This window comes from Leucobacter sp. NPDC077196, from assembly GCF_040687075.1.
Classification (GTDB): Bacteria; Actinomycetota; Actinomycetes; order Actinomycetales; family Microbacteriaceae; genus Leucobacter.
The window spans coordinates 374259-394049 of the sequence record NZ_JBFBML010000001.1 but is presented as its reverse complement, the minus strand read 5'-3'; the positions used below and the strand labels follow the sequence as shown (position 1 = coordinate 394049).

Sequence of the window (19791 nt, the reverse complement as noted above, 5' to 3'; positions counted from 1 at the left end):
GCTACTCCCACTCGATCGTTCCGGGCGGCTTCGACGTGACGTCGAGCACCACTCGGTTGACCTCGGGCACCTGATTGGTGATGCGATTAGAAATGCGGGCCAGCACGTCGTAGGGCACGCGCGTCCAGTCCGCGGTCATGGCGTCCTCTGACGAAACCGGGCGCAGCACGATCGGATGACCGTACGTGCGGCCATCGCCCTGCACACCGACCGAGCGCACGTCGGCGAGCAGCACGACCGGGCACTGCCAGATGGTGTTGTCGAGGCCCGCCACAGTGAGCTCCTCGCGCGCGATCGCATCGGCCTCGCGCAGCACCTCGAGGCGCTCGCGGGTGACTTCGCCCACGATGCGGATGCCGAGACCGGGGCCCGGGAACGGCTGGCGCCCGACGATCGCCTCGGGAATGCCGAGCTCGCGCCCGATCGCCCGAACCTCATCCTTGAAGAGCGCGCGAAGCGGCTCGATCAGTTCGAAGTCGAGGTCCTCAGGCAGGCCGCCGACGTTGTGGTGCGACTTGATGTTCGCGGTACCCGATCCGCCCCCCGACTCGACTACGTCGGGGTAGAGCGTTCCCTGCACGAGGAACTTGATGGGCTCGCCCTCCGCTTTGGCCTCAGCGACAAGGTCGAGCTGCACCTGCTCGAATGCGCGAATGAACTCGCGGCCGATGATCTTGCGCTTCTGCTCCGGGTCGGTCACGCCTGCGAGATGCCCGAGGAAGATATCAGCGGCCTCGACGGTGATGAGTCGCACACCCGTCGATTCGACGTAGTCCTTCTCGACCTGCTCGCGCTCACCCTTGCGGAGGAGCCCGTGATCGACGAATACGGCGGTGAGCTGGTCACCGATGGCCTCGTGCACGAGCGCGGTCGACACTGCAGAGTCGACGCCGCCCGAGAGCGCTGAGATCACTCGGGCGTTGCCGACCTGCTCGCGGATGCGGGCAACCTGCTCGGCGATGACGTTGCCTGCGTTCCAGTCGGGCGTGATGCCTGCCACGTGGTGCAGGAAGTTCTCGAGGATCTGCTGCCCGTGATCCGAGTGCTTGACCTCTGGGTGCCACTGCACGCCGTAGAGCTTGCGTTCGGCCGAGCCGAAGGCGGCGACAGGTGTCACGGCCGTTTTGGCGAGCACCTCGAACCCCTCGGGGGCCGCTTGCACCGCGTCGCCATGACTCATCCACACGTTCTGCGCAGCGGGCTGACCTCCGAGGATCGCACCGCCGTCACCGACGAGATTCGCATCAGTCGCACCGTACTCGCGGTCGCCGGTATTGCCGACCGTGCCCCCGAGTGCGCGTGCCATGACCTGGAAGCCGTAGCAGATGCCCAGCACCGGAATACCGAGGTCGAAGACGCTCGAGTCGAACGACGGCGCGCCCTCCTCATAGACCGAAGACGGCCCGCCCGACAGCACGATGCCGAGCGGGTTGCGCGCCTGCACCTCCGCGGCCGTGATGGTGTGGGGAACGAGCTCGGAGTAGACGCCGGCCTCGCGCACGCGGCGTGCGATGAGCTGCGCGTACTGCGCACCGAAATCGACTACGAGAACCGGTCGGTGATCCGTTTCCGGCTGTTCTGACAGTGTCGCCATTATCGCTCCAGTGAGCCTTTCGAAGTGGTGGCGGACGGTGCCGCAGCGGTTGGGGTCGAAGCGTCTGGCGCGAGGGCGCCTTCGCGGGAATCAAGGAAGCCGTTGACCTCGCGAACGATGCGGGCTTCGAGGAAGAAGGACATGAACGGGATGACTCCGCCCAGCGCGATGAGGAGGAACTTCAGGAAGCCCCACCGCATCGGGCTCCACAGCAGGAAGTCGGAGATCAGGTAGACGACGTAGAACCATCCGTGGGCGATGAGGATCGCCTTGAACAGGTCGAACCCGCTCGCCTGGAAGTCCGATTCAATCCCCTCGGGTGCGAGGTCGTAGAAGTGCGCGAAACCGTCTTCGGTGAAGAGGTACAGCTGCACGTTGAAGGCGTACTTCATCACCATGACGGCGCAGAGCATCAGCAGCATGACGCCCGTGATCACCGAGGTCACCTTGTAGAAACTCAGGGCTTTCCGAATGCGGGGGTAGTCGGCGGGCTTGGGCTGCAGTTGCATGGCTTCCATTCTACGGCGGGCGAACGGCACCGATGACCGGGGTGCCAGGGGAGGATCAGGGGGTGGTTTCGGCTTCGAGCAGGAGCAACTCGTGCTCCTTCTCCCACGCGTCTCGTGCGAGCCGGTACCAGAAGAAGATGGCAAAGCCGCCGAACACGAGCCACTCGAGTGCGTAGAAGACGTTCAACCAGTTCACGGCGTCGGCGGCGAGGGGCGCGACTGAGTCGATCGGGTCGAGCGATGCCGCACCCAACGCATCAGCGGATCCCGAATCATCATGGAGCACGAGGTAGCCCGAGTAGACCGGCCCGTCCACCGTGCTCCAGAGGTTGGCGAGCGCAGCCGGCACCATTGCGCGCATCGTCAGGGGATCCTCATCGGCATCGGGCACCTGCGGACCCTCGGGCGGCATGTAGCGTCCCGTGAGCTCGCGCTCCCCCGACGCCGCCGATGCTGCAGCGAGCGCGTCGGCCGACCGCTCGGCTTCCGCAACGGACGGCGCCCAGCCGACCGCGACCGCGAGGTGAGCGCCCGGCTCTGCGTCTGGCCCATCGGTGATCAGGTGCCCGACTACCCACGCCCCGCTGGTGCCGCCGTTGTCCCTCGGCGACACGACGTCGAAATCTTCGGCCACGAACGCGCCGCCGAGCCGCACGACCACGCCGGCTCCGGCATCGGTGACTCCCCGATCGAAGGAGGTCACACTCGCCAGCGGCCGTTCCGACTCCGTGTCGACCTGCTCCTGCTGCTGCGACTGCACGGCGATGCCCGCCTGCCACTGCGCGAGCGCGGCGAATGCGACGGCAATGCCGAGTGCCAGCAGCAGCGCGAGAATCCAGCTCGGTCGCCGCATCACCTGGGCGAGCGTCGGCTCACCCAGGTACTCCAGCTTGCGCGAGGCCACCTGTCGCTACTCAGCGCTCGGCGTAGACAACGCCCACGCGCTGGAACTCCTTGAGCTCCGAGTAGCCCGTAGTCGCCATGGCGCGGCGCAGCGCACCGATCAAGTTCGCGCTGCCGTCGGCGACGTTCGCGGGGCCGTTCACGATCTCCGCGAGCGGTGCCACGGATCCGACCTGCACGCGCTTGCCGCGCGGCAGATCCTCGTGGTGTGCCTCCTGGCCCCAGTGCCATCCGCGACCCGGCGCGTCTGATGCCTTCGCGAGTGCGGTACCGAGCATCACTGCATCTGCGCCGCAGGCGATCGCCTTGATCAGGTCGCCCGAGGTACCGAGGCCGCCATCGGCGATCACATGCACGTAGCGGCCACCCGACTCGTCGAGGTAGTCGGAGCGCGCGCCTGCAACGTCTGCGATCGCACTGGCCATGGGTGCGCGAATGCCGAGCGTGGCGCGCGTGGTCGACGAGGCTCCGCCGCCGAAGCCGACGAGCACGCCGGCAGCGCCGGTGCGCATGAGGTGCAGCGCAGACTGATAGGTGGCGGCGCCCCCCACGATGACGGGAACGTCGAGCTCGTAGATGAACTGCTTCAGATTGAGGGGCTCCCGCCCCTCCTGCGAGACGTGCTCAGCGGAGACGGTGTTGCCCCGAATCACGAAGAGATCGACTCCGGCGTTCACCACGGTCTCGGTGAACTGCGCGGTGCGGTGAGGTGACAGCGCCCCGGCTACGGTGACTCCCGCATCGCGAATCTCGCCCAGACGGGCGGTGATGAGCTCGGCCTGGATCGGCGCGGCGTACAGTTCGCGCATCCGCGCCACGGCGGCGATCTCGTCGTCGATGCCCGCCAGCTCCGCAAGCAGGGGCTCGGGGTTCTCGTGTCGGGTCCAGAGTCCCTCGAGGTTCAGCACGCCGAGACCGCCGAGCTGACCGAGCGCGATCGCGGCGGCCGGCGACATGACCGAGTCCATCGGCGCGCCGAGCACCGGGATGTCGAACTGGAAGGCGTCGATCGACCACGACGTCGAGACGAGCTCGGGGTCTCGAGTACGACGCGTCGGCACAATGCCGATTTCGTCGAAGGTGTACACGCGACGTGCACGCTTACCGCGGCCGATCTCGATCTCGTTACTCACCCGACCAGTCTATCTGGCGGCGGCTGGGCGTGCCGCGCCGGGCGCACGAGAGGGGGCCCGGACCGCGATCGATCCGGGCCCCCTCGCACACTCGCAGTGTCAGCGCTTGTAGTTCGGCGCTTCGACGACCATCTGCACGTCGTGCGGGTGCGATTCCTTCAATCCGGCCGAGGTGATGCGCACGAAGTTGCCGCGCTCCTTGAGGTCCACGATCGTGCGGGCTCCGACGTAGAACATCGATTGACGGAGGCCACCGATCATCTGGTGGCTCACGGCGCCGACCGGCCCACGGTAGGGCACCTGCCCCTCGATACCCTCCGGGATGAGCTTCTCATCGCTCGGCACGTCGGCCTGGAAGTAGCGATCCTTCGAGTACGACGTGCGCTCGCCGCGCGTCTGCAAGGCGCCGAGGGATCCCATGCCGCGGTAGTTCTTGAACTGCTTGCCGCCGACGAACACCAGGTCTCCCGGGCTCTCATCGGTGCCGGCGAGCAGCGACCCCATCATCACGGATGATGCACCGGCGACGAGCGCCTTCGCGATGTCGCCCGAGTACTGCAGGCCGCCATCCGCGATCACCGGCACGCCGGCCGGGGTCGCGGCCTTCGCGGCCTCGTACACGGCGGTGACCTGGGGAACGCCCACACCGGCGATGACGCGCGTGGTGCAGATCGACCCCGGCCCGACGCCGACCTTCACCGCATCAGCACCGGCATCGACGATGGCTTTGGCGCCCGCGTACGTCGCTACGTTGCCGCCGATGACGTCGACACCCGCAAACGCCGGGTCTGCTTTGATCTTCGCGATGATGTCGAGCACACCCTTGCTATCCCCGTTCGCAGTGTCGACCACGAGCACGTCGACGCCAGCTTCGACGAGAGCGCTCGCGCGCTTCCATGCGTCGCCGAAGAATCCCACGGCGGCGCCGACACGCAGTCGTCCCGCATCGTCCTTCGTGGCGAGCGGGTACTGCTCCTCCTTGTCGAAGTCCTTCACCGTGATGAGCCCGGTGAGGCGGCCTTCGCCGTCGACGAGCGGAAGCTTCTCGATCTTGTGCTTGCGGAAGATGGCGGCAGCGTCGTCACGGGAGATTCCACGGGGTCCGGTGATGAGCGGCATGCGCGTCATCGCGTCCTCGACCCGCACCTGCGAGCGATCCTTCGGGTCGATGAATCGCATATCCCGATTCGTGATGATGCCGAGCAGCACGTCGTTCGAATCGACGACGGGCAGACCCGAGACCCGGTACTCGCCGCAGATCGCGTCCACCTCGGCGACCGATGCGTCGATCGAGGTCGTGACGGGATTGGTGATCATTCCTGCTTCGCTGCGCTTCACCCGGTCGACCATCTCGGCCTGATCCTGGATCGAGAGGTTGCGGTGCAGGATGCCGAGACCGCCGTTGCGCGCCATGGCGACCGCCATACGCGTTTCCGTCACCGTGTCCATCGCCGCCGAGATCAGGGGGATCTGCAGGCGGATGCGCCGGGTCAGCTGGGTCGCGGTGTCCGCCTCGCTGGGGATGACGTCGGTGTGCGCTGGCAGCAGGAGCACATCGTCGTAGGTCAGACCGGTGAACGCGAAGGGGTCACGCTGTTCCATGGAACCTCTATCTGTGTAGTGGGTGGGGCTCTCAGAGATTCGCGGGCGACCGGGATGCGGCGCCCGTACCGTCTCTCAGTCTAGGGGAATCGGGGCCGTGTTGACCTGCGCCGTCGGCGAACGTCGGAGTTGCCGCACCGTGTCGATGATCAGGATGACGAGGGCGATCCAGACGCCGATGAAGCCGATCCAACGCCCCGTCGTGATCTCCTCCTGCGTCACGAACGCGCCGTAGAAGAATCCGAGGATCGGCGTCAAGAACTGCAGGAACCCGATGTGGGCGAGCGGAAGGCGCCGAGTGGCTTCGCCGAAGAGGATCAGCGGGATCGCGGTCACGATGCCGCTGAACAGCACGAGCGTCGTGATGCCGGTACCGAACGTGAAGGCCGTCAACCCGGAGGTCGCCGCGATCAGGCCGAGCTGCACTGCGGCGACGGGAAGCGTGGCAAAGGTTTCGATCGTGAGCCCGGTGATGCCGTCGACCGCTTCGCCCGCGTGCTTGTGCACGGCTCCGTACAGCCCGAACGAGAGCGCGATGCCCAGCGCGATCCATGGAAACGACCCGTAGGCGATGGCTGCGATGAGCACACTGATGCCCGCGATCGCGACCGCGACCCACTGCAACCGACTGAGAAGCTCCTTGCGAAACACCACACCGATGAGGATGGTGAAGAGCGGGTTGATGAAGTATCCGAGCGCCGTCTCGAGCACGTGCCCGGTCATCACGCCGATGACGAAGATCTGCCAGTTCGCATAGAGGAACAGCGCAGAGAGCGCGAACCACCCGAGCAGTCGTGGATTGCGCAGGATCACGCGGACCCGGTGCCAGCGCTTCGTGACAGTCACGAGCAGCAGGCAGAAGACGAGCGTCGTAGCCACTCGCCATGGCACAACCTCGAGGGGGCCGACCATTGCGATGAGGCCGAAGTAGAACGGGAATGCGCCCCACCAGAGGTACGCGCCGAGACCGAAACCGAGTCCCGCACGTGTCCGCCGCATCGGAGCAGTCTACTCCCGTCGCGCGCCCGCACACGACAGCGGCCCCGATGATCCGTGAGGATCGCCGGGGCCGCTGGAGCGCCGCTGCTAGCGGGTGACGACTGCGAGAATGTCGCGAGCCGACAGGACGAGGTAGTCGTCGCCGCCGACCTTGACCTCGGTGCCGCCGAACTTCGAGTAGATCACGATGTCGCCGGTGGCGACGTCGAGCGGAATACGGGTGCCGGAGTCAGAAATACGACCCGGACCCACCGCGACAACTTCGCCCTCCTGGGGCTTTTCCTTGGCGCTATCGGGGATCACGAGACCGGAAGCGGTGGTCTGCTCTGCCTCGACCTGCTTGATAACGATACGATCCTCGAGCGGCTTGATGGCGACCGACACGGTTGACCTCTTTCCAATGTCTGAAGTGTGTACACGCCCGCCCCATGCGAGCGCGTCTACCCCAGAGTCTATGGCTCTCGTTGGCACTCGTGCAAGGGGAGTGCCAGCGTCGCAGCGGGGAATCGCCGACAGCGAACAGCGCGCCGTGCCTAGAATGGATCGACGCCCTGAACTGGCACCGCCAACGGGTCCGTCGCTCGCAGTCAGATGATTCGACGCACACCGATGGAGGAGCAATGTCCACGCCACAGTACCCCGAGCAGCCCACCACTCCCCTGCCGCACCTGGATCAGAACGCGCCCTACGGCCAGCAGCATCAGGCTCCGCAGCAGTCGAATGCTCCCCAGCCCCCCGCGTATCAGCCGCAGCAGGGGTACGACTCGCAGCAGTTCACGACTGCGCCGAGCGGAACGACGCTCGACAAGACCAACACGTTCGCGTTCCTCGCGATCATCTTCGCGTTCCTCAGCCCCATCGCCGGCATCGTCTTCGGCCACATGGGGCTCAGCCAGATCAAGCGCACCGGGGACGCGGGTCGCGGCATCGCGCTCACCGGGCTCATTATCGGGTATGCGTACTTCGTATTCCTCGCGCTGTTCATCGTGATCTACATCGGCTTCCTCTTCACCATTTTTGCGGCGGTCGGCAGCACAATGTCGGGGTTCGATTCCTACTCGTCGTATTGATCACCCGGCGCGAGCACGCGTCGACGGAACCGCTCCCGGGATGGGAGTTCCTGCTCAGCGATAACGGCATCGTCGCGTTGAGCGACGTCTGCGCGGCGCTCGAATCCGGTTCGACCAGTGACGCCGTTGGCCGCGGTCTCCGTTCGTCCGGGCGCGCGCCGGATGAAGTTGCCGCCCTGTTGACGCAGGCCCGACTTCGAGAGAAGGCTCGTGCGAAATTCGGGAGTCTCGCACGCGAACTGCTCTTCACACCTGCGGCGCTCGAACAGGCCACGAGGATCGCGATCGCGCACGGCCACGCGGCCCGTTTCCGCGACGCCGGCTGCGATCGGGTAGCCGACCTCGGGTGCGGACTCGGTACGGAATCGATCGCTCTCCTCACGTACGGCCTCGCGCCCGTCGCCGTGGAACTCGATGCGTTCACCGCCCGCATCGCCGCGCACAATCTCGCACGGGTCGCCGCGCGCAACGGTGTGCCGTCGCCTGTCGTCGCCTCAGGCGATGCAGCGGCCTTCGATCTTTCAGCGGTCGACGGCGCCTTTCTCGATCCCGCACGTCGTACGACGGGCCATCACAATACGCGTCGCATCGCATCGCCCGACGACTATTCCCCCTCCCTCGATTTCGCGTACGGTATCGCGGAACGGCTGCCGACCGGCGTCAAGCTCGGTCCGGGGCTCGATCGCGACCTCATTCCCGAAGACGCGGAGGCGCAATGGGTGTCCGTCGATGGTCACGTCGTCGAGACGGCACTCTGGTTCGGTGCAGTCGCGCGGCCCGGGGTCTCTCGCGCCGCACTGGTGCATCGGGGGGATGAGACTCACGAGATGACGGCCGCCGCAGACGCTTCCGACGTCGACGTCCGGCCGATGGGCGAATACCTCTATGAGCCAGACGGCGCCGTCATTCGCGCCCGCCTCATCGGAGCACTGGCGGAGACGCTCGGCGCCGGCATGATGAGCCCGGGCATCGCCTATCTCACCGCAGATGCGAGCATTTCAACGCCGTTTGCCCAGGTCTTCCGGGTGCTCGAGCGACTGCCCGTCAAGGAGAAGGATTTGCGAAAGGCTCTCGCGGCCCGCGGCATCGGATCACTCGAGATCAAGAAGCGCGGCGCCGACGTGGACCCCGCCGCGCTGCGCGCGCGACTCAGATTGCGCGGACGCGAGCACGCGACGCTCGTGCTCACGCGCGATGCCGACGGAAGACACTGCGCGCTGCTCGCCGAACGCTGCTGAGCCGGCACACGAACGGCGGACTCCGGAATCGAAATTCCCGAGCCCGCCGCCCACGCAAGTGGTTCAGATCAGTTCACACCGGCGCAAGACACCATCTGACCCGCGACTTCAACCATCTCGGCGCCATTGGAGCACTCCTCCACCGCGCTGAGGCCCAGGCTGAGCGCGAGGAAGAAACCGATCGTCACAATCGCACCGATCACGAGCGCGATCGCGCCGGTGATGATGCCAGTGATGGAAAGCCCCTTCGACTGACCCTTGCGGAGCGCGATGATGCCGAGGATCAGAGCAATCAGGCCGCCAACCGCGCCCGCAACCGGGACCCAGCAGAAGATCAAGCTGAGCACGCCGAGAATCAGCGCGGTGAGCGCCAGCCCTTTCGGCTTCACCGGCCCGGCGTTGTAAGCCGGCGCGCCATGGTTGGTCGCTGCGGGATCGTACGCGGGCGCGCTCGGCGCTACAGGAGCGTGCGCGGCGTCGGACGAGGCGGGAGGCGGCGGAACCGGGTTCGAGTTGCGGTCGTTGCCAGGCAGATTGTCGGACATGATTCTCCTTCGATCGAACGTCGATGAGGCGCATTCCCCCATTCCTACTTCAAAGATAACGTTCAGCTTCGACGAATGGCGACTTTTCTCTCGCGAACGACGCGGCCTTGACGCTCGGCCCGAGCATCAGCGCATCTGCACCTGCTGCACCGGGAGCGTCGAGTCGGCCCCGAAAACGAGCCCGGACGGCTCGTGCCCGGCGGCGACGAGCTGCGCCCCGAGCGAGGCGATCATCGCTCCGTTGTCGGTGCAGAGCGACAGCGGCGGCACACGGAGCTCGATGCCGGCCGACGCGGCTCGCTCCGCGGCGAGTTCACGGACGCGAGCGTTGGCCACCACGCCTCCGCCGAGCAGCAGACGCGGCACATCGAGGTCACGGCACGCGGCGAGCGCCTTCGTGAGCAGCACGTCGGCGACCGCTTCCCGGAAGCTCGCGGCGACATCCGCGACCGGAACCGGCCCTCCCGCGGCCACTCGCTTCTCGACCCACCGAGCGACCGAGGTCTTCAGTCCCGAGAACGAGAAATCGTAGCGGTGCCGTTCCAAGTCCTTCGGGAGCGTGAGGCCGCGCGGGAAGCGGATCGCGTGCGGATCCCCCGCAGCCGCGACCCGATCGATTTCGGGACCACCGGGATACGGCAACCCGAGCAGCCGCGCGACCTTGTCGAACGCCTCGCCCGCCGCATCGTCGATGGTCTCGCCGAGCAGTTCGACATCGGACACGAGGTCGCGCACGAGCAGCAGTGACGTGTGCCCGCCCGAGACGAGCAGCGCAACGGTCGGGAGCTCGAGCTCGCCGACGGCGCCGACGGCCTCGCGCAGCCCATCGCCGTGCAGCAGGTCAGCACCCACGTGGCCCACCAGATGATTGACCGCGTACAGCGGCCGATCAAGCGCCACTGCGAGCGCCTTCGCAGCGGAGACACCCACCATGAGTGCGCCGGCCAGTCCCGGCCCGGAGGTCACGGCGATGGCGTCGATATCTGCGAGCGCGACACCGGCATCTGCGAGGGCCCGTTCGATCGTCGGGGTCATCGCCTCGAGGTGCGCACGTGCGGCGACCTCGGGAACGACGCCGCCGTAGCGGGCATGCTCGTCCATCGACGATGCGATGGCATTGGCGAGCAGCGTACGCCCCCGCACGATGCCGACGCCGGTCTCGTCGCAGCTCGTCTCGATGCCGAGAACGAGTGGCTCGGTCGTGGTCATGCCTGATCCTCCAGTGCCGTGGCGGCCGAATTACGGGCGCGCACCTCGAGCCGCATCACGATCGCGTCGACGCCTTCCGGCTGGTAGTACCGGGGCCGCACACCGATCTCAGCGAACCCGAGGGTCGTGTACAGCCGGTGCGCCACGGCGTTATCCGCGCGCACCTCGAGAAAGACCTCGCGCACCCCTCGCGCCTCCGCGCTGTCGAGCAAGAGAGTCATGAGGCGGCGTCCCTGTCCCATGCCTCTGAGCGACGGATGCACGGCGATCGTTTGGATATCGGCATCGGTACCGACTGCGAGCAGGCCGCCGTACCCGAGCACATCACCGTTCGAACCGGCGAGCACGAAGTAGTCGCGATGATCACCCACCAGCTCCTCGCGCATCATCGACAGACTCCACGCCTCGGCGCCGAAGACCGAGGCTTCGAGCGCCCACACGGCATCGAGATCGTCGAGCGTCGCCCTGCGCGCCGAAGGAGCCGCGTGGTCTGCGGGAGCTGCGGGAGCTGCGGGAGCTGCGGAGCCCGTCGGAACCGCATGAGCTGATTCGGAAACGGTGCCGTCGCTCATGTCGAAACTCGCTTCGGCGCTGAGGGTTGCGCGACATCGGGTGCGCGGAGGTAGAGCGTACGGTCGTCGTCGAACGGGCGCCCGGCTGCCAGACGGCGAGCCGCGAGCAGCACGAGCGACGCGGCAGGAATGCGCTCGGGCCAGAGATCGCCCGCTCGCTCCGCGTAGTCGGTGCGCGCCATCAGCGTCGGGCCCTCTGCGACGACGGGGATGCCCGCCGCGTCCAGACCGTCGAACTGCGTCACGAACAGCTCGCGGCGCCGCGCGTCTTGCACGACGCGCAACTGGCCCGTTTCTCCCCGCTCGAACGCATCGAGAGCGACCGCTGCGTGGCCCTGCACGGCGAGCACCGGCACGCCACGCCCGAGCGCGAACGCGTGGGCCGCCGCGATTCCGACTCGCAACCCCGTGAAGGGCCCCGGGCCGATTCCGGCGACGACCCCCGTCACTTGCGTCGGCGACAGGTCGGCCGCGCGAAACACCTCGTCGAGGAGCCTTCCGATGGCTTCCGCATGCCCTCTGGCGTCATCGCTCGCCGCGATCTGAATGCCCTGCCTCGATCCCAGCGCGACAGTCGTGCCGATGGCGGTGTCGATGGCGAGCAGTACGTGCTCCCCCACCTCTGGTGCCGTGGTACTCATGGCAGTACTCCCCCCGCCCAGCGCGGGCCGTAACCGGTGATGGTGATCCGTCGCGGTTCGATGAGCGCCTCCGACCAATCGGCCGCTTCGGTGTCTGCGTCTTCGGTCCCCATCGGCCGCTCGATCACGAGCTCGATCCAGCTCGAACGTGTATCGACGATGCCGGCGCCCCACTCAGCCACCACGACGGAACCCTCGAAGTCGAGGTCCAGGTCGTCGAGCTCATCGGGGCCCGCCAGTCGATACGCATCGACGTGCACGAGCGGCGCTCCACCGACCAGCGACGGATGCGTCCTGGCGAGCACGAACGTAGGGCTCTGCACGGGGCCGCGCACTCCGAGCCCCTCGCCGATGCCTCGGGTCAGCGTGGTCTTCCCTGCTCCGAGCGGGCCGGTGAGGATCACGAGATCGCCCGCGCGGAGCACACGCCCCAGTCGCGATCCAAGGGCACCCATGGCCTCGGGATCGGCAACGTGATGCACCTCTTCGACGACGCGCTGCGCGGTCATCGCACCCCCTCCGCGGCCTCGGCCTCTGGCGCCCTCGCCTCCACCACGACGAACGCCGTGGCGAAGCCGCCATCGTGCGTCATCGACACGTGCGGCATCGCCGCACCCGCCAGAGCGAGCGCGGCGAGCAGCCGGTCCGTTCGCACGAAGGCCGGGGGCCTGTCAGTGTCGCGCACGATTTCCATATCGTGCCAGTTCAGCCCGTCAGAACCGCCCAGCGCCTTGATCAGAGCCTCCTTCGCGGCGAAACGCGCCGCGACCGAATGCACCGGCAGGTAGCGCTCCGCCTCCGTGAAGAGTCGCTCGCGCAAGCGCGGTGTGCGGGCGAGGGTGCGCTCGAAGCGAGCGATATCGACCGTGTCGACGCCGATTCCGAGAATCATCACGCTCCTCACGCGCCGCAGCGCTGCTGCCCCGACGCACCCTGCTTACTCGACCGTGTTCTTACTCGATCGAGTTCTTACGCGACCGCATCCTTACTCGACCGTAACCGACTTCGCGAGGTTGCGCGGCTGATCGACATCGAGACCCTTCGCGGTCGACAGCTCGAGGGCGAACCACTGCAGCGGAATCACCTGCAGCAGCGGCTCGAAGAGCGTGTCGGCGAGCGGCAGGCGCACGACGTCGTCGGCGTAGGGCAGCACCGCAGTGTCGCCCTTCTCCACCACCGCGATGACGCGGGCGCCGCGAGCTCGGATCTCCTGGATGTTTGAGACGACCTTCGAATGCATGATCGGCGAGGTGCGCGGGCTCGGCACGAGCACGAACACCGGCTGACCGTGGTCGATCAGGGCGATCGGTCCGTGCTTGAGCTCGCCTGCGGCGAAGCCCTCGGCGTGGATGTACGCGATCTCTTTGAGCTTCAGCGCACCCTCGAGCGCGATCGGGTATCCGACGTGGCGTCCGAGGAACAGCACCGAGCGAGTATCGGCCATCCAGTGCGCGAGCTGCGCAATCTGGTCGCGAGTCTCAATCGCCTCCGCCACCTTCGCCGGGAGCGCCTCGAACTGCTCGACCGCACGCGCCTGCTCCTCTGCGGAGAAGGTGCCTCGTACGCGTGCGAGGTGGAGGCCGACCAGGTAGATCGCGGTGATCTGCGCGATGAACGCCTTCGTCGACGCGACCGCGACCTCGGGGCCGGCGTGCGTGTAGACGGCGGCGTCCGACTCCCGCGGAATGGTCGCGCTCTGGGTGTTGCAGACCGAGATCGTCGTCACGCCGCGCTCGATGGCGTACTTGACGGCCATGAGCGTATCCATCGTCTCGCCCGACTGGCTGACCGAGATTACCAGCGTGCGGTCGGAGAGCACAGGATCGCGGTAGCGGAACTCGTGACTCAGTTGCACCTCGACGGGAACCCGCGCCCACTGCTCGATGGCGTAGGAGCCGACGAGTCCCGCGTAGGAGGCGGTGCCGCAAGCGATGATGATGATGCGATCGATCTCGCGCAGGCGATCATCGCCGAGCGCGGTGAGCTCAGGAATCTCGACGCCGGCCCCCGAGACTCGCCCGCGCAGCGTGTTCCCGACCGCGTCAGCCTGCTCATTGATCTCCTTGGCCATGAACGACGACCAGCCGCCCTTGTCGGATGCGTCCGCGTCCCACTCGACCTCGAACTCCTCGAACTCGACCGTGTTGCCCGTGAAGTCGGTGACCCGTACTTCAGCGGGCGTGATGATCGCGATGCTGTCCTCTTCCACGGCGACGGCGCGCTTCGTGAACGAGACAAAGGCGGCGACATCGGACCCGAGGAAGTTCTCGCCGTCGCCGAGACCGATCACGAGCGGGGAGTGGTGGCGAGCCGCCACGACCTTGCCCGGCTCGTCGCGATGCATCGCGAGCAGAGTGTAGGTGCCGTGCAACCGCGCGACCACCGTGCGGAATGCGGCCTCCAGATCTCCCTGTCGCGCAACCTCGATCCCGAGCAGCGCGGCGACGACCTCGGTGTCGGTCTCACTCAGCAGTTCGATGCCCTCCGCTTCGACCTCAGCACGGAGCGCGGCGAAGTTCTCGACGATGCCGTTGTGAATGACGGCCAGCTTGCCGTCATCCCCGAGGTGCGGGTGCGCGTTCACGTCGGTCGGGCCGCCGTGCGTCGCCCAGCGCGTATGTCCGATACCGGTGCCCGCGGCATCCAGCGGACTCGCTTCGAGCAGGTCCTCGAGCCGGGAGAGCTTGCCCGAGCGCTTGCGTACCGAGAGCGCCCCCGTCGCGTCGACCACCGCGACGCCCGCAGAGTCATACCCCCGGTATTCCAACCGTCGAAGTCCGTTCAGCAGTACCTCGACCGTGTCGTTCGGGCCGACATATCCAACGATTCCACACATGGTGCTTAGTTTAGTGGCACCATTGATGCACGATGACCCAGAACACCTCCCCGGCCGGCGCCGCGGTCTCCACCGACACGCACCCGCTCATCCGCCCCGAGTTCACTTCGCCGTTCACCGAGATCGGCCGCGACGAGTGGGCCCGGCTCGCCGGGGAGACCCCGATGCCGCTCACCGAGGGCGAGATCGCGGCCTTCCGCGGTCTGGGCGAACCGCTCGATCTCGCCGAGGTGTCCCAGGTCTACCGGCCACTCAGCCGCCTCATCAACCAATACGCCATCGCCGCACGAGAGATGCACCAACGCACTCGCGGCTTCCTGCAGCGCGGCAGCGAGCGGCAGAGCCCGTTCGTCATCGGCATCGCCGGATCGGTCGCGGTGGGCAAGTCGACCGTGGCGAGGATCCTGCGCGATCTGCTCGCGCGATGGCCGGAGACGCCGCAGGTCGAGCTCATCACGACCGACGGATTTCTGTACCCAGCCGCCGAACTCGAGCGCCGCGGCATCGCGCATCGCAAGGGCTTCCCCGAATCCTACGATCGTCGGGCCCTGCTCCGATTCGTCTCCCAGGTGAAGGCCGGCGTCGACGAGGTGCGGGCTCCTCACTACAGTCACATCGTTTACGACATCGTGCCTGGCGAGTACACCGTCGTCCGTCGTCCCGACATCCTGATCGTCGAGGGGCTGAACGTGCTGCAGCCCGCCTCGATGGATCATCCGCTCGCCGTCAGCGACCTCTTCGACTTCTCGGTGTACGTGGATGCTCGGTCTTCCGACATTCAGCGCTGGTACCGGCACCGGTTCTTGCAATTGCGCGAGAGCGCGTTCGCGGATCCGACCTCGCACTTCCGTCGCTTCGCGACGATCGACGACGACGCGGCGCTCGCCATCGCCGATGAGTTCTGGAACAACATCAACGAGCCCAATCTCGTGGAGAACATCAGACCGACGCGCGCGCGGGCGAGCCTCGTGCTGCGCAAGGAATCGGACCACCGCGTGCAGAAGGTGCTGCTGCGCAAGTTGTAGCGGTGCCGGCTTCGGGCCGCCCCGCCGGCTCCGGGCACCTTCCTGCTCCGGTGTCTGCAGCATCGCTTACGCTGGAGGCTATGCGCCCCCATCGTTGTATTCGGAGCACCCTGATTGCGGGGCTCGCCGCCTCGCTCGTGCTCGCCGGAACGATACCGGCGATCGCCGTCGATGGCGGGAGCAGCGAGGGCGGCTATCCCACGTGGTCTGAAGTGCGGGCGGCGCAGGATTCCGAAGCGGCGACGCAAGCCGAATACGAACGCCTGCAGAGCGCATTGCAGCAATCGAGTGATGAGGCGACGACTGCAACGACGGCCGCAGCGGCCGCCCACAGTCGTGCGCGGGAGGCACGGGAGGCGCTCGAGGCAGCGGTCGCCCGTGAAGAGGCGCTCCGATCTCGCATCGCGCAGGCCGAGCAGTCGTTCGGCGACAATGATGAGGCCCTCGGGCGCATGGTCTCCTGGATGTACACCAACGGGACGGGACTTGCGAGCGCAAGCGCGCTCGCAACGGCGTCCGACCCAGAGGAGTTCATGGCGAAGTTCAGCATGTCATCCCAGGTGTCGGGAACCTGGAACGGCATCGCCGAACGCGCGAAGACAGAGGTCAATTCGGCGAGCTCGCTCCACGACCAGGCTGCAGACGCGAAGCGAGAGCGGGAACGTCTCGCAGACGATGCTGATGCGGCCGCTGCGGCCGCTGAGCGGGCGCAGCGCGACTCGGACGCCGCCGTTGCACGCGCGGGCGAGCGAAGCGAGACGATGTATGCCCAGTTGGCTGCACTGCGCGGAACGACCGCTGATGCAGAGCGCCAGTATCAGATCGGCTTGCAGGTGGCCGAACAGGCCGCGGAGCAAGAGCGGCAGCGCGAGGAGGCGGCGCGGCAGCAGGAAGAGCGTGACCGCAACGCGAGCTCCCCCGCGGACACCCCCGCGGGCGGGTCGGAGACACCGGGGGGCGCTGATCCCGGCACGGGGGGCGGGAACCCAGGTGGAGGCAACTCCGGCGGCGAGAATCCCGGCGGCGGGGACCCGGGCGGCGGCGTCAGCATCGACCCGGCTGGTGCGAAAGCCTACGCTCGTTCGTCCCTCGGCGCCCATGGTTGGGGCGACGACCAGTTCTCCTGCCTCGTCTCGCTCTGGAACGGGGAATCGGGTTGGCGTGCCGATGCACTCAACCCCTACAGCGGCGCGTACGGCATCCCCCAGTCACTGCCTGCCGAGAAGATGGCCGCTGCAGGCCCCGATTGGCGGACGAACGGCAACACGCAGGTGGACTGGGGTCTTTCATACATTCAAGCGGCCTACGGGAGCCCGTGCGCAGCCTGGGTCGCCTGGCAGGCGCGAGATCCGCACTGGTACTGAGCCCGTTATTCGCGCTGCTCCCGGCTCTCGAGGCCAGCGCTGAGCAGAAACGCCGATGCCCAGTCCCCGAAAGGACCGGGCATCGGCGTATCGACTGGCCTTACACCGCGAGGCGTTCGAGCACGATGCCCGCGAGGTCGTCGGCGAGGCGCTGAGCATCGTCAACGTGCTTCGCCTCGACCATCACTCGGACGACCGGCTCCGTACCCGACGGACGCAACAGCACTCGTCCATTGCCCGCGAGGGCGATCTCGGCCTGACGCACCGCCTGTTGCAGCACCTCGTCGCCGTCGACGCCGGTCCGATCGACGCCCCGCACGTTCACGAGCACCTGCGGATAGACCGTCATGCACGTGGCGAGCTCGGTCAGCGTCTGCCCGCTGCGCACGATCTCAGCGGCGATATGCAGACCGGTGAGAATTCCGTCACCTGTCGTCGCGTGATCGCTCATGATCACGTGACCCGACTGCTCCCCGCCGAGAGAATATCCCTCGGCGTTGATCGCCTCGAGCACGTACCGGTCACCGACCCCCGTCTCGACCACGTCGATGCCGTTGTCTGCCATCGCGAGCTTCAGACCGAGGTTCGACATCACCGTGGCGACCAGCGTGTTGCGCACGAGCTTTCCGCGACGCGCCATCGACAGCGCGAGGATCGCCATGATCTTGTCGCCGTCGACGACGTTACCGGCAGCGTCCACTGCGAGGCAGCGATCCGCGTCCCCATCGTGCGCGATCCCGAGGTCCGCGCCGTGCTCGATAACGGCAGCGGCCAGGGGCTCGAGGTGAGTCGACCCGACGCCCTCATTGATGTTGAAGCCGTCGGGATCATTGCCGATCACGGTGACCCGGGCACCCGCGTCAGTGAAGACATCCGGTGAGATGCCCGCCGCGGCTCCGTGCGCGCAGTCGAGCACCACGTGCACACCGTCGAGGCGTGTGCCCTCGAGCGTGCCGAGCAGGTGCACGAGATAGCGGTCCTCGGCGTCTGCGAACCGACGAATGCGTCCGACCTCGCGGCCGGTGACGGCCACGACCGGACCCTCCATCGCCGCTTCGATCTCGTCTTCGACATCGTCGGCGAGCTTGCGCCCGCCTTCGGCGAAGAACTTGATGCCGTTATCGGCGGCAGGATTGTGCGAGGCCGACACCATGACACCGAAGTCGGCGCCCGTGTCGGCCACCAGGTACGCCGCTGCAGGTGTCGGAATCACTCCGGCGTCGAGAACGTCGACGCCGGCGGAAGCGAGCCCGGCGGAGACCGCCGCCGAGATGAACTCGCCGGAGACGCGCGGATCGCGCGCTACGACGGCAACAGCACGACGGCTCTCGCCCCGGGCAGAACGCCCGAGAACGAGAGCCGCAGCGCGAGCAAGGCTGAGGGCCAGCTCGGCGGTCACATCGACGCCAGCCAGCCCTCGAACCCCATCGGTGCCAAATAGGCGTCCCATGTGTTGGAAGCCTCGATTTAGCGCTTCGAGTACTGCGGCGCCTTGCGGGCCTTCTTGAGACCGGCTTTCTTGCGCTCCTTGATACGCGCATCGCGGCTCAGGAAGCCGGCCTTCTTCAGCGTGGCGCGGTTGTGCTCTTCGTCGATCTCGTTCAGTGCACGAGCGATCGCGAGGCGCAGCGCTCCGGCCTGACCCGAGGGGCCGCCGCCGCCGATGCGAGCGATGATGTCGTACGAGCCGTTGAGCTCGAGCGCCGTGAACGGATCGGTGATGAGCTGCTGGTGCAGCTTGTTCGGGAAGTACTCCGCGAACTCGCGTCCGTTCACCGTGAAGGTGCCCGAACCGGGGATGAGGCGCACGCGGGCGATGGCCTGCTTGCGGCGACCTACAGCTGCACCGGGAACGGTGAGTGCGGGACGCGGGGTCGCGACGTCGGCCTGGCCGGCCGGCGTCTCGGTGGTGTAGCTCTCGGTGGCCACGGTCTGCTCTTCAGTCACTGTGAATTCTCTCTCTGAGGTCTCGGGGCGCGATTACTGCGCGACCTGGCCGAAGGTGTAGGGGGTGGGCTGCTGAGCCGCGTGCGGGTGCTCGGCACCTGCGTACACCTTCAGCTTGCGGAACAGATCTGCACCGAGCGAGTTCTTCGGGAGCATGCCGCGGATGGCCTTCTCGACCGCGCGCTCGGGGTTCTTCTCGAGCAGCTCGGTGTAGCTGACCGAACGGAGACCGCCCGGGTATCCCGAGTGACGGTAGGCGCGCTTGTTCTTCGCCTTGTTTCCGGTCAGAACGACCTTGTCCGCGTTGATGATCACCACGTAGTCGCCCATGTCCATGTGGGGAGCGAAGGTGGTCTTGTGCTTGCCGCGGAGCAGGGCTGCCGCGTGCGATGCGAGGCGGCCGAGCACCACGTCGGCTGCGTCGATGACGACCCAATCGTGCTTCTGCTCGGCGGCCTTCGGTGAATACGTGCGAGTCACTAGAGTGCTGCTTTCTGTCGAATTGGAGGAGTTCGTGGATCCCGCTCCGGTGCGTGGTCCCCGAGGGGTGCGCGCGCGGGTGGAGGGCTCAACAAATCGGGTGCTTACGCACCAAGGACCAACA

21 protein-coding genes are annotated in these 19791 nt (G+C 67.0%); 4 read left to right on the top strand and 17 right to left on the bottom strand.

The window, feature by feature from the left end:
* Position 1: 1 nt before the first annotated feature.
* The 7 genes from guaA to groES form a co-directional block, all read right to left on the bottom strand.
* On the bottom strand, positions 2 to 1585 hold the full coding sequence (gene guaA, locus AB0O71_RS01935) for a glutamine-hydrolyzing GMP synthase (protein WP_363742118.1): 1584 nt from the start codon (positions 1583 to 1585) through the stop codon (positions 2 to 4).
* 8 nt (positions 1586 to 1593) lie between these two features.
* Complete coding sequence (locus AB0O71_RS01930; protein ID WP_363741242.1) at positions 1594 to 2103, bottom strand: DUF3817 domain-containing protein; 510 nt, start codon at positions 2101 to 2103, stop codon at positions 1594 to 1596.
* Between the two features lie 55 nt (positions 2104 to 2158).
* On the bottom strand, positions 2159 to 3007 hold the full coding sequence (locus AB0O71_RS01925; protein ID WP_363741240.1) for an SURF1 family cytochrome oxidase biogenesis protein: 849 nt from the start codon (positions 3005 to 3007) through the stop codon (positions 2159 to 2161).
* Between the two features lie 10 nt (positions 3008 to 3017).
* The gene (locus AB0O71_RS01920) at positions 3018 to 4139 is read right to left on the bottom strand and encodes a GuaB3 family IMP dehydrogenase-related protein (RefSeq protein WP_363741238.1); all 1122 of its coding nucleotides are present in this window, start codon (positions 4137 to 4139) and stop codon (positions 3018 to 3020) included.
* Positions 4140 to 4238: 99 nt separating this feature from the next.
* On the bottom strand, positions 4239 to 5741 hold the full coding sequence (gene guaB / locus AB0O71_RS01915; RefSeq protein ID WP_363741236.1) for an IMP dehydrogenase: 1503 nt from the start codon (positions 5739 to 5741) through the stop codon (positions 4239 to 4241).
* Between the two features lie 75 nt (positions 5742 to 5816).
* Entirely contained in the window at positions 5817 to 6740 is a 924-nt protein-coding gene (rarD, locus tag AB0O71_RS01910; protein ID WP_363741232.1) for an EamA family transporter RarD, read from the bottom strand.
* An 87-nt stretch (positions 6741 to 6827) separates the two neighbouring features.
* On the bottom strand, positions 6828 to 7124 hold the full coding sequence (gene groES, locus AB0O71_RS01905) for a co-chaperone GroES (protein WP_363741230.1): 297 nt from the start codon (positions 7122 to 7124) through the stop codon (positions 6828 to 6830).
* Between the two features lie 236 nt (positions 7125 to 7360).
* Between groES and AB0O71_RS01900 the strand changes: the two genes are divergently transcribed.
* Complete coding sequence (locus tag AB0O71_RS01900) at positions 7361 to 7810, top strand: DUF4190 domain-containing protein (protein WP_363741228.1); 450 nt, start codon at positions 7361 to 7363, stop codon at positions 7808 to 7810.
* A complete protein-coding gene (locus AB0O71_RS01895) occupies positions 7807 to 9048 on the top strand; it encodes a class I SAM-dependent methyltransferase (RefSeq protein WP_363741226.1) in 1242 nt (413 codons plus the stop codon). Before AB0O71_RS01900 ends, AB0O71_RS01895 begins: the two co-directional genes overlap by 4 nt.
* A 68-nt stretch (positions 9049 to 9116) precedes the next feature.
* Here the strand turns inward: AB0O71_RS01895 and AB0O71_RS01890 are convergent, their stop codons facing one another.
* The 7 genes from AB0O71_RS01890 to glmS form a co-directional block, all read right to left on the bottom strand.
* A complete protein-coding gene (locus AB0O71_RS01890) occupies positions 9117 to 9593 on the bottom strand; it encodes a hypothetical protein (protein ID WP_363741223.1) in 477 nt (158 codons plus the stop codon).
* A 126-nt stretch (positions 9594 to 9719) separates the two neighbouring features.
* Complete coding sequence (gene tsaD / locus AB0O71_RS01885) at positions 9720 to 10802, bottom strand: tRNA (adenosine(37)-N6)-threonylcarbamoyltransferase complex transferase subunit TsaD (protein WP_363741220.1); 1083 nt, start codon at positions 10800 to 10802, stop codon at positions 9720 to 9722.
* On the bottom strand, positions 10799 to 11374 hold the full coding sequence (gene rimI / locus AB0O71_RS01880; RefSeq protein WP_363741217.1) for a ribosomal protein S18-alanine N-acetyltransferase: 576 nt from the start codon (positions 11372 to 11374) through the stop codon (positions 10799 to 10801). The genes tsaD and rimI overlap by 4 nt, the downstream gene beginning before the upstream one ends.
* Positions 11371 to 12015, bottom strand: a complete 645-nt coding sequence (gene tsaB, locus AB0O71_RS01875; protein WP_363741214.1) for a tRNA (adenosine(37)-N6)-threonylcarbamoyltransferase complex dimerization subunit type 1 TsaB — start codon at positions 12013 to 12015, stop codon at positions 11371 to 11373. Before tsaB ends, rimI begins: the two co-directional genes overlap by 4 nt.
* Positions 12012 to 12524: a tRNA (adenosine(37)-N6)-threonylcarbamoyltransferase complex ATPase subunit type 1 TsaE gene (gene tsaE, locus AB0O71_RS01870; RefSeq protein ID WP_363741211.1), complete on the bottom strand. Its 513-nt coding sequence runs from the start codon at positions 12522 to 12524 to the stop codon at positions 12012 to 12014. Before tsaE ends, tsaB begins: the two co-directional genes overlap by 4 nt.
* Complete coding sequence (locus AB0O71_RS01865) at positions 12521 to 12907, bottom strand: holo-ACP synthase (protein ID WP_363741209.1); 387 nt, start codon at positions 12905 to 12907, stop codon at positions 12521 to 12523. The genes tsaE and AB0O71_RS01865 overlap by 4 nt, the downstream gene beginning before the upstream one ends.
* Positions 12908 to 13000: 93 nt before the next feature.
* Positions 13001 to 14851, bottom strand: a complete 1851-nt coding sequence (gene glmS, locus AB0O71_RS01860) for a glutamine--fructose-6-phosphate transaminase (isomerizing) (protein WP_363741207.1) — start codon at positions 14849 to 14851, stop codon at positions 13001 to 13003.
* A 32-nt stretch (positions 14852 to 14883) separates the two neighbouring features.
* Here glmS and coaA point away from each other — a divergent pair, with 32 nt between their 5' ends.
* Both coaA and AB0O71_RS01850 read left to right on the top strand, forming a co-directional pair.
* Entirely contained in the window at positions 14884 to 15876 is a 993-nt protein-coding gene (gene coaA / locus AB0O71_RS01855) for a type I pantothenate kinase (protein ID WP_363741204.1), read from the top strand.
* Between the two features lie 80 nt (positions 15877 to 15956).
* Positions 15957 to 17240 carry a hypothetical protein gene (locus tag AB0O71_RS01850; RefSeq protein WP_363741201.1) on the top strand — a complete coding sequence of 428 codons (1284 nt, stop codon included), beginning with the start codon at positions 15957 to 15959 and terminating at the stop codon, positions 17238 to 17240.
* Positions 17241 to 17340: 100 nt separating this feature from the next.
* Here AB0O71_RS01850 and glmM read toward each other — a convergent pair whose 3' ends face one another.
* The 3 genes from glmM to rplM are packed head-to-tail and all read right to left on the bottom strand — an operon-like array spanning position 17341 to position 19667.
* Positions 17341 to 18690: a phosphoglucosamine mutase gene (gene glmM, locus AB0O71_RS01845; RefSeq protein WP_363741198.1), complete on the bottom strand. Its 1350-nt coding sequence runs from the start codon at positions 18688 to 18690 to the stop codon at positions 17341 to 17343.
* A gap of 17 nt (positions 18691 to 18707) precedes the next feature.
* Positions 18708 to 19187: a 30S ribosomal protein S9 gene (gene rpsI, locus AB0O71_RS01840; RefSeq protein WP_363741196.1), complete on the bottom strand. Its 480-nt coding sequence runs from the start codon at positions 19185 to 19187 to the stop codon at positions 18708 to 18710.
* A gap of 33 nt (positions 19188 to 19220) precedes the next feature.
* Complete coding sequence (gene rplM / locus AB0O71_RS01835; protein WP_010156429.1) at positions 19221 to 19667, bottom strand: 50S ribosomal protein L13; 447 nt, start codon at positions 19665 to 19667, stop codon at positions 19221 to 19223.
* Between the last annotated feature and the right edge of the window lie 124 nt (positions 19668 to 19791).

Excerpts from the sequence above, each read along its gene's own strand:
- AB0O71_RS01930 (WP_363741242.1), bottom strand. The coding sequence starts at position 2,103 with ATGCAACTGCAGCCCAAGCCCGCCGACTACCCCCGCATTCGGAAAGCC.
- guaB (WP_363741236.1), bottom strand. The coding sequence starts at position 5,741 with ATGGAACAGCGTGACCCCTTCGCGTTCACCGGTCTGACCTACGACGAT.
- rarD (WP_363741232.1), bottom strand. The coding sequence starts at position 6,740 with ATGCGGCGGACACGTGCGGGACTCGGTTTCGGTCTCGGCGCGTACCTC.
- AB0O71_RS01900 (WP_363741228.1), top strand. The coding sequence starts at position 7,361 with ATGTCCACGCCACAGTACCCCGAGCAGCCCACCACTCCCCTGCCGCAC.
- AB0O71_RS01890 (WP_363741223.1), bottom strand. The coding sequence starts at position 9,593 with ATGTCCGACAATCTGCCTGGCAACGACCGCAACTCGAACCCGGTTCCG.
- tsaD (WP_363741220.1), bottom strand. The coding sequence starts at position 10,802 with ATGACCACGACCGAGCCACTCGTTCTCGGCATCGAGACGAGCTGCGAC.
- rimI (WP_363741217.1), bottom strand. The coding sequence starts at position 11,374 with ATGAGCGACGGCACCGTTTCCGAATCAGCTCATGCGGTTCCGACGGGC.
- tsaB (WP_363741214.1), bottom strand. The coding sequence starts at position 12,015 with ATGAGTACCACGGCACCAGAGGTGGGGGAGCACGTACTGCTCGCCATC.
- tsaE (WP_363741211.1), bottom strand. The coding sequence starts at position 12,524 with ATGACCGCGCAGCGCGTCGTCGAAGAGGTGCATCACGTTGCCGATCCC.
- AB0O71_RS01865 (WP_363741209.1), bottom strand. The coding sequence starts at position 12,907 with ATGATTCTCGGAATCGGCGTCGACACGGTCGATATCGCTCGCTTCGAG.
- glmS (WP_363741207.1), bottom strand. The coding sequence starts at position 14,851 with ATGTGTGGAATCGTTGGATATGTCGGCCCGAACGACACGGTCGAGGTA.
- coaA (WP_363741204.1), top strand. The coding sequence starts at position 14,884 with ATGACCCAGAACACCTCCCCGGCCGGCGCCGCGGTCTCCACCGACACG.
- AB0O71_RS01850 (WP_363741201.1), top strand. The coding sequence starts at position 15,957 with ATGCGCCCCCATCGTTGTATTCGGAGCACCCTGATTGCGGGGCTCGCC.
- glmM (WP_363741198.1), bottom strand. The coding sequence starts at position 18,690 with ATGGGACGCCTATTTGGCACCGATGGGGTTCGAGGGCTGGCTGGCGTC.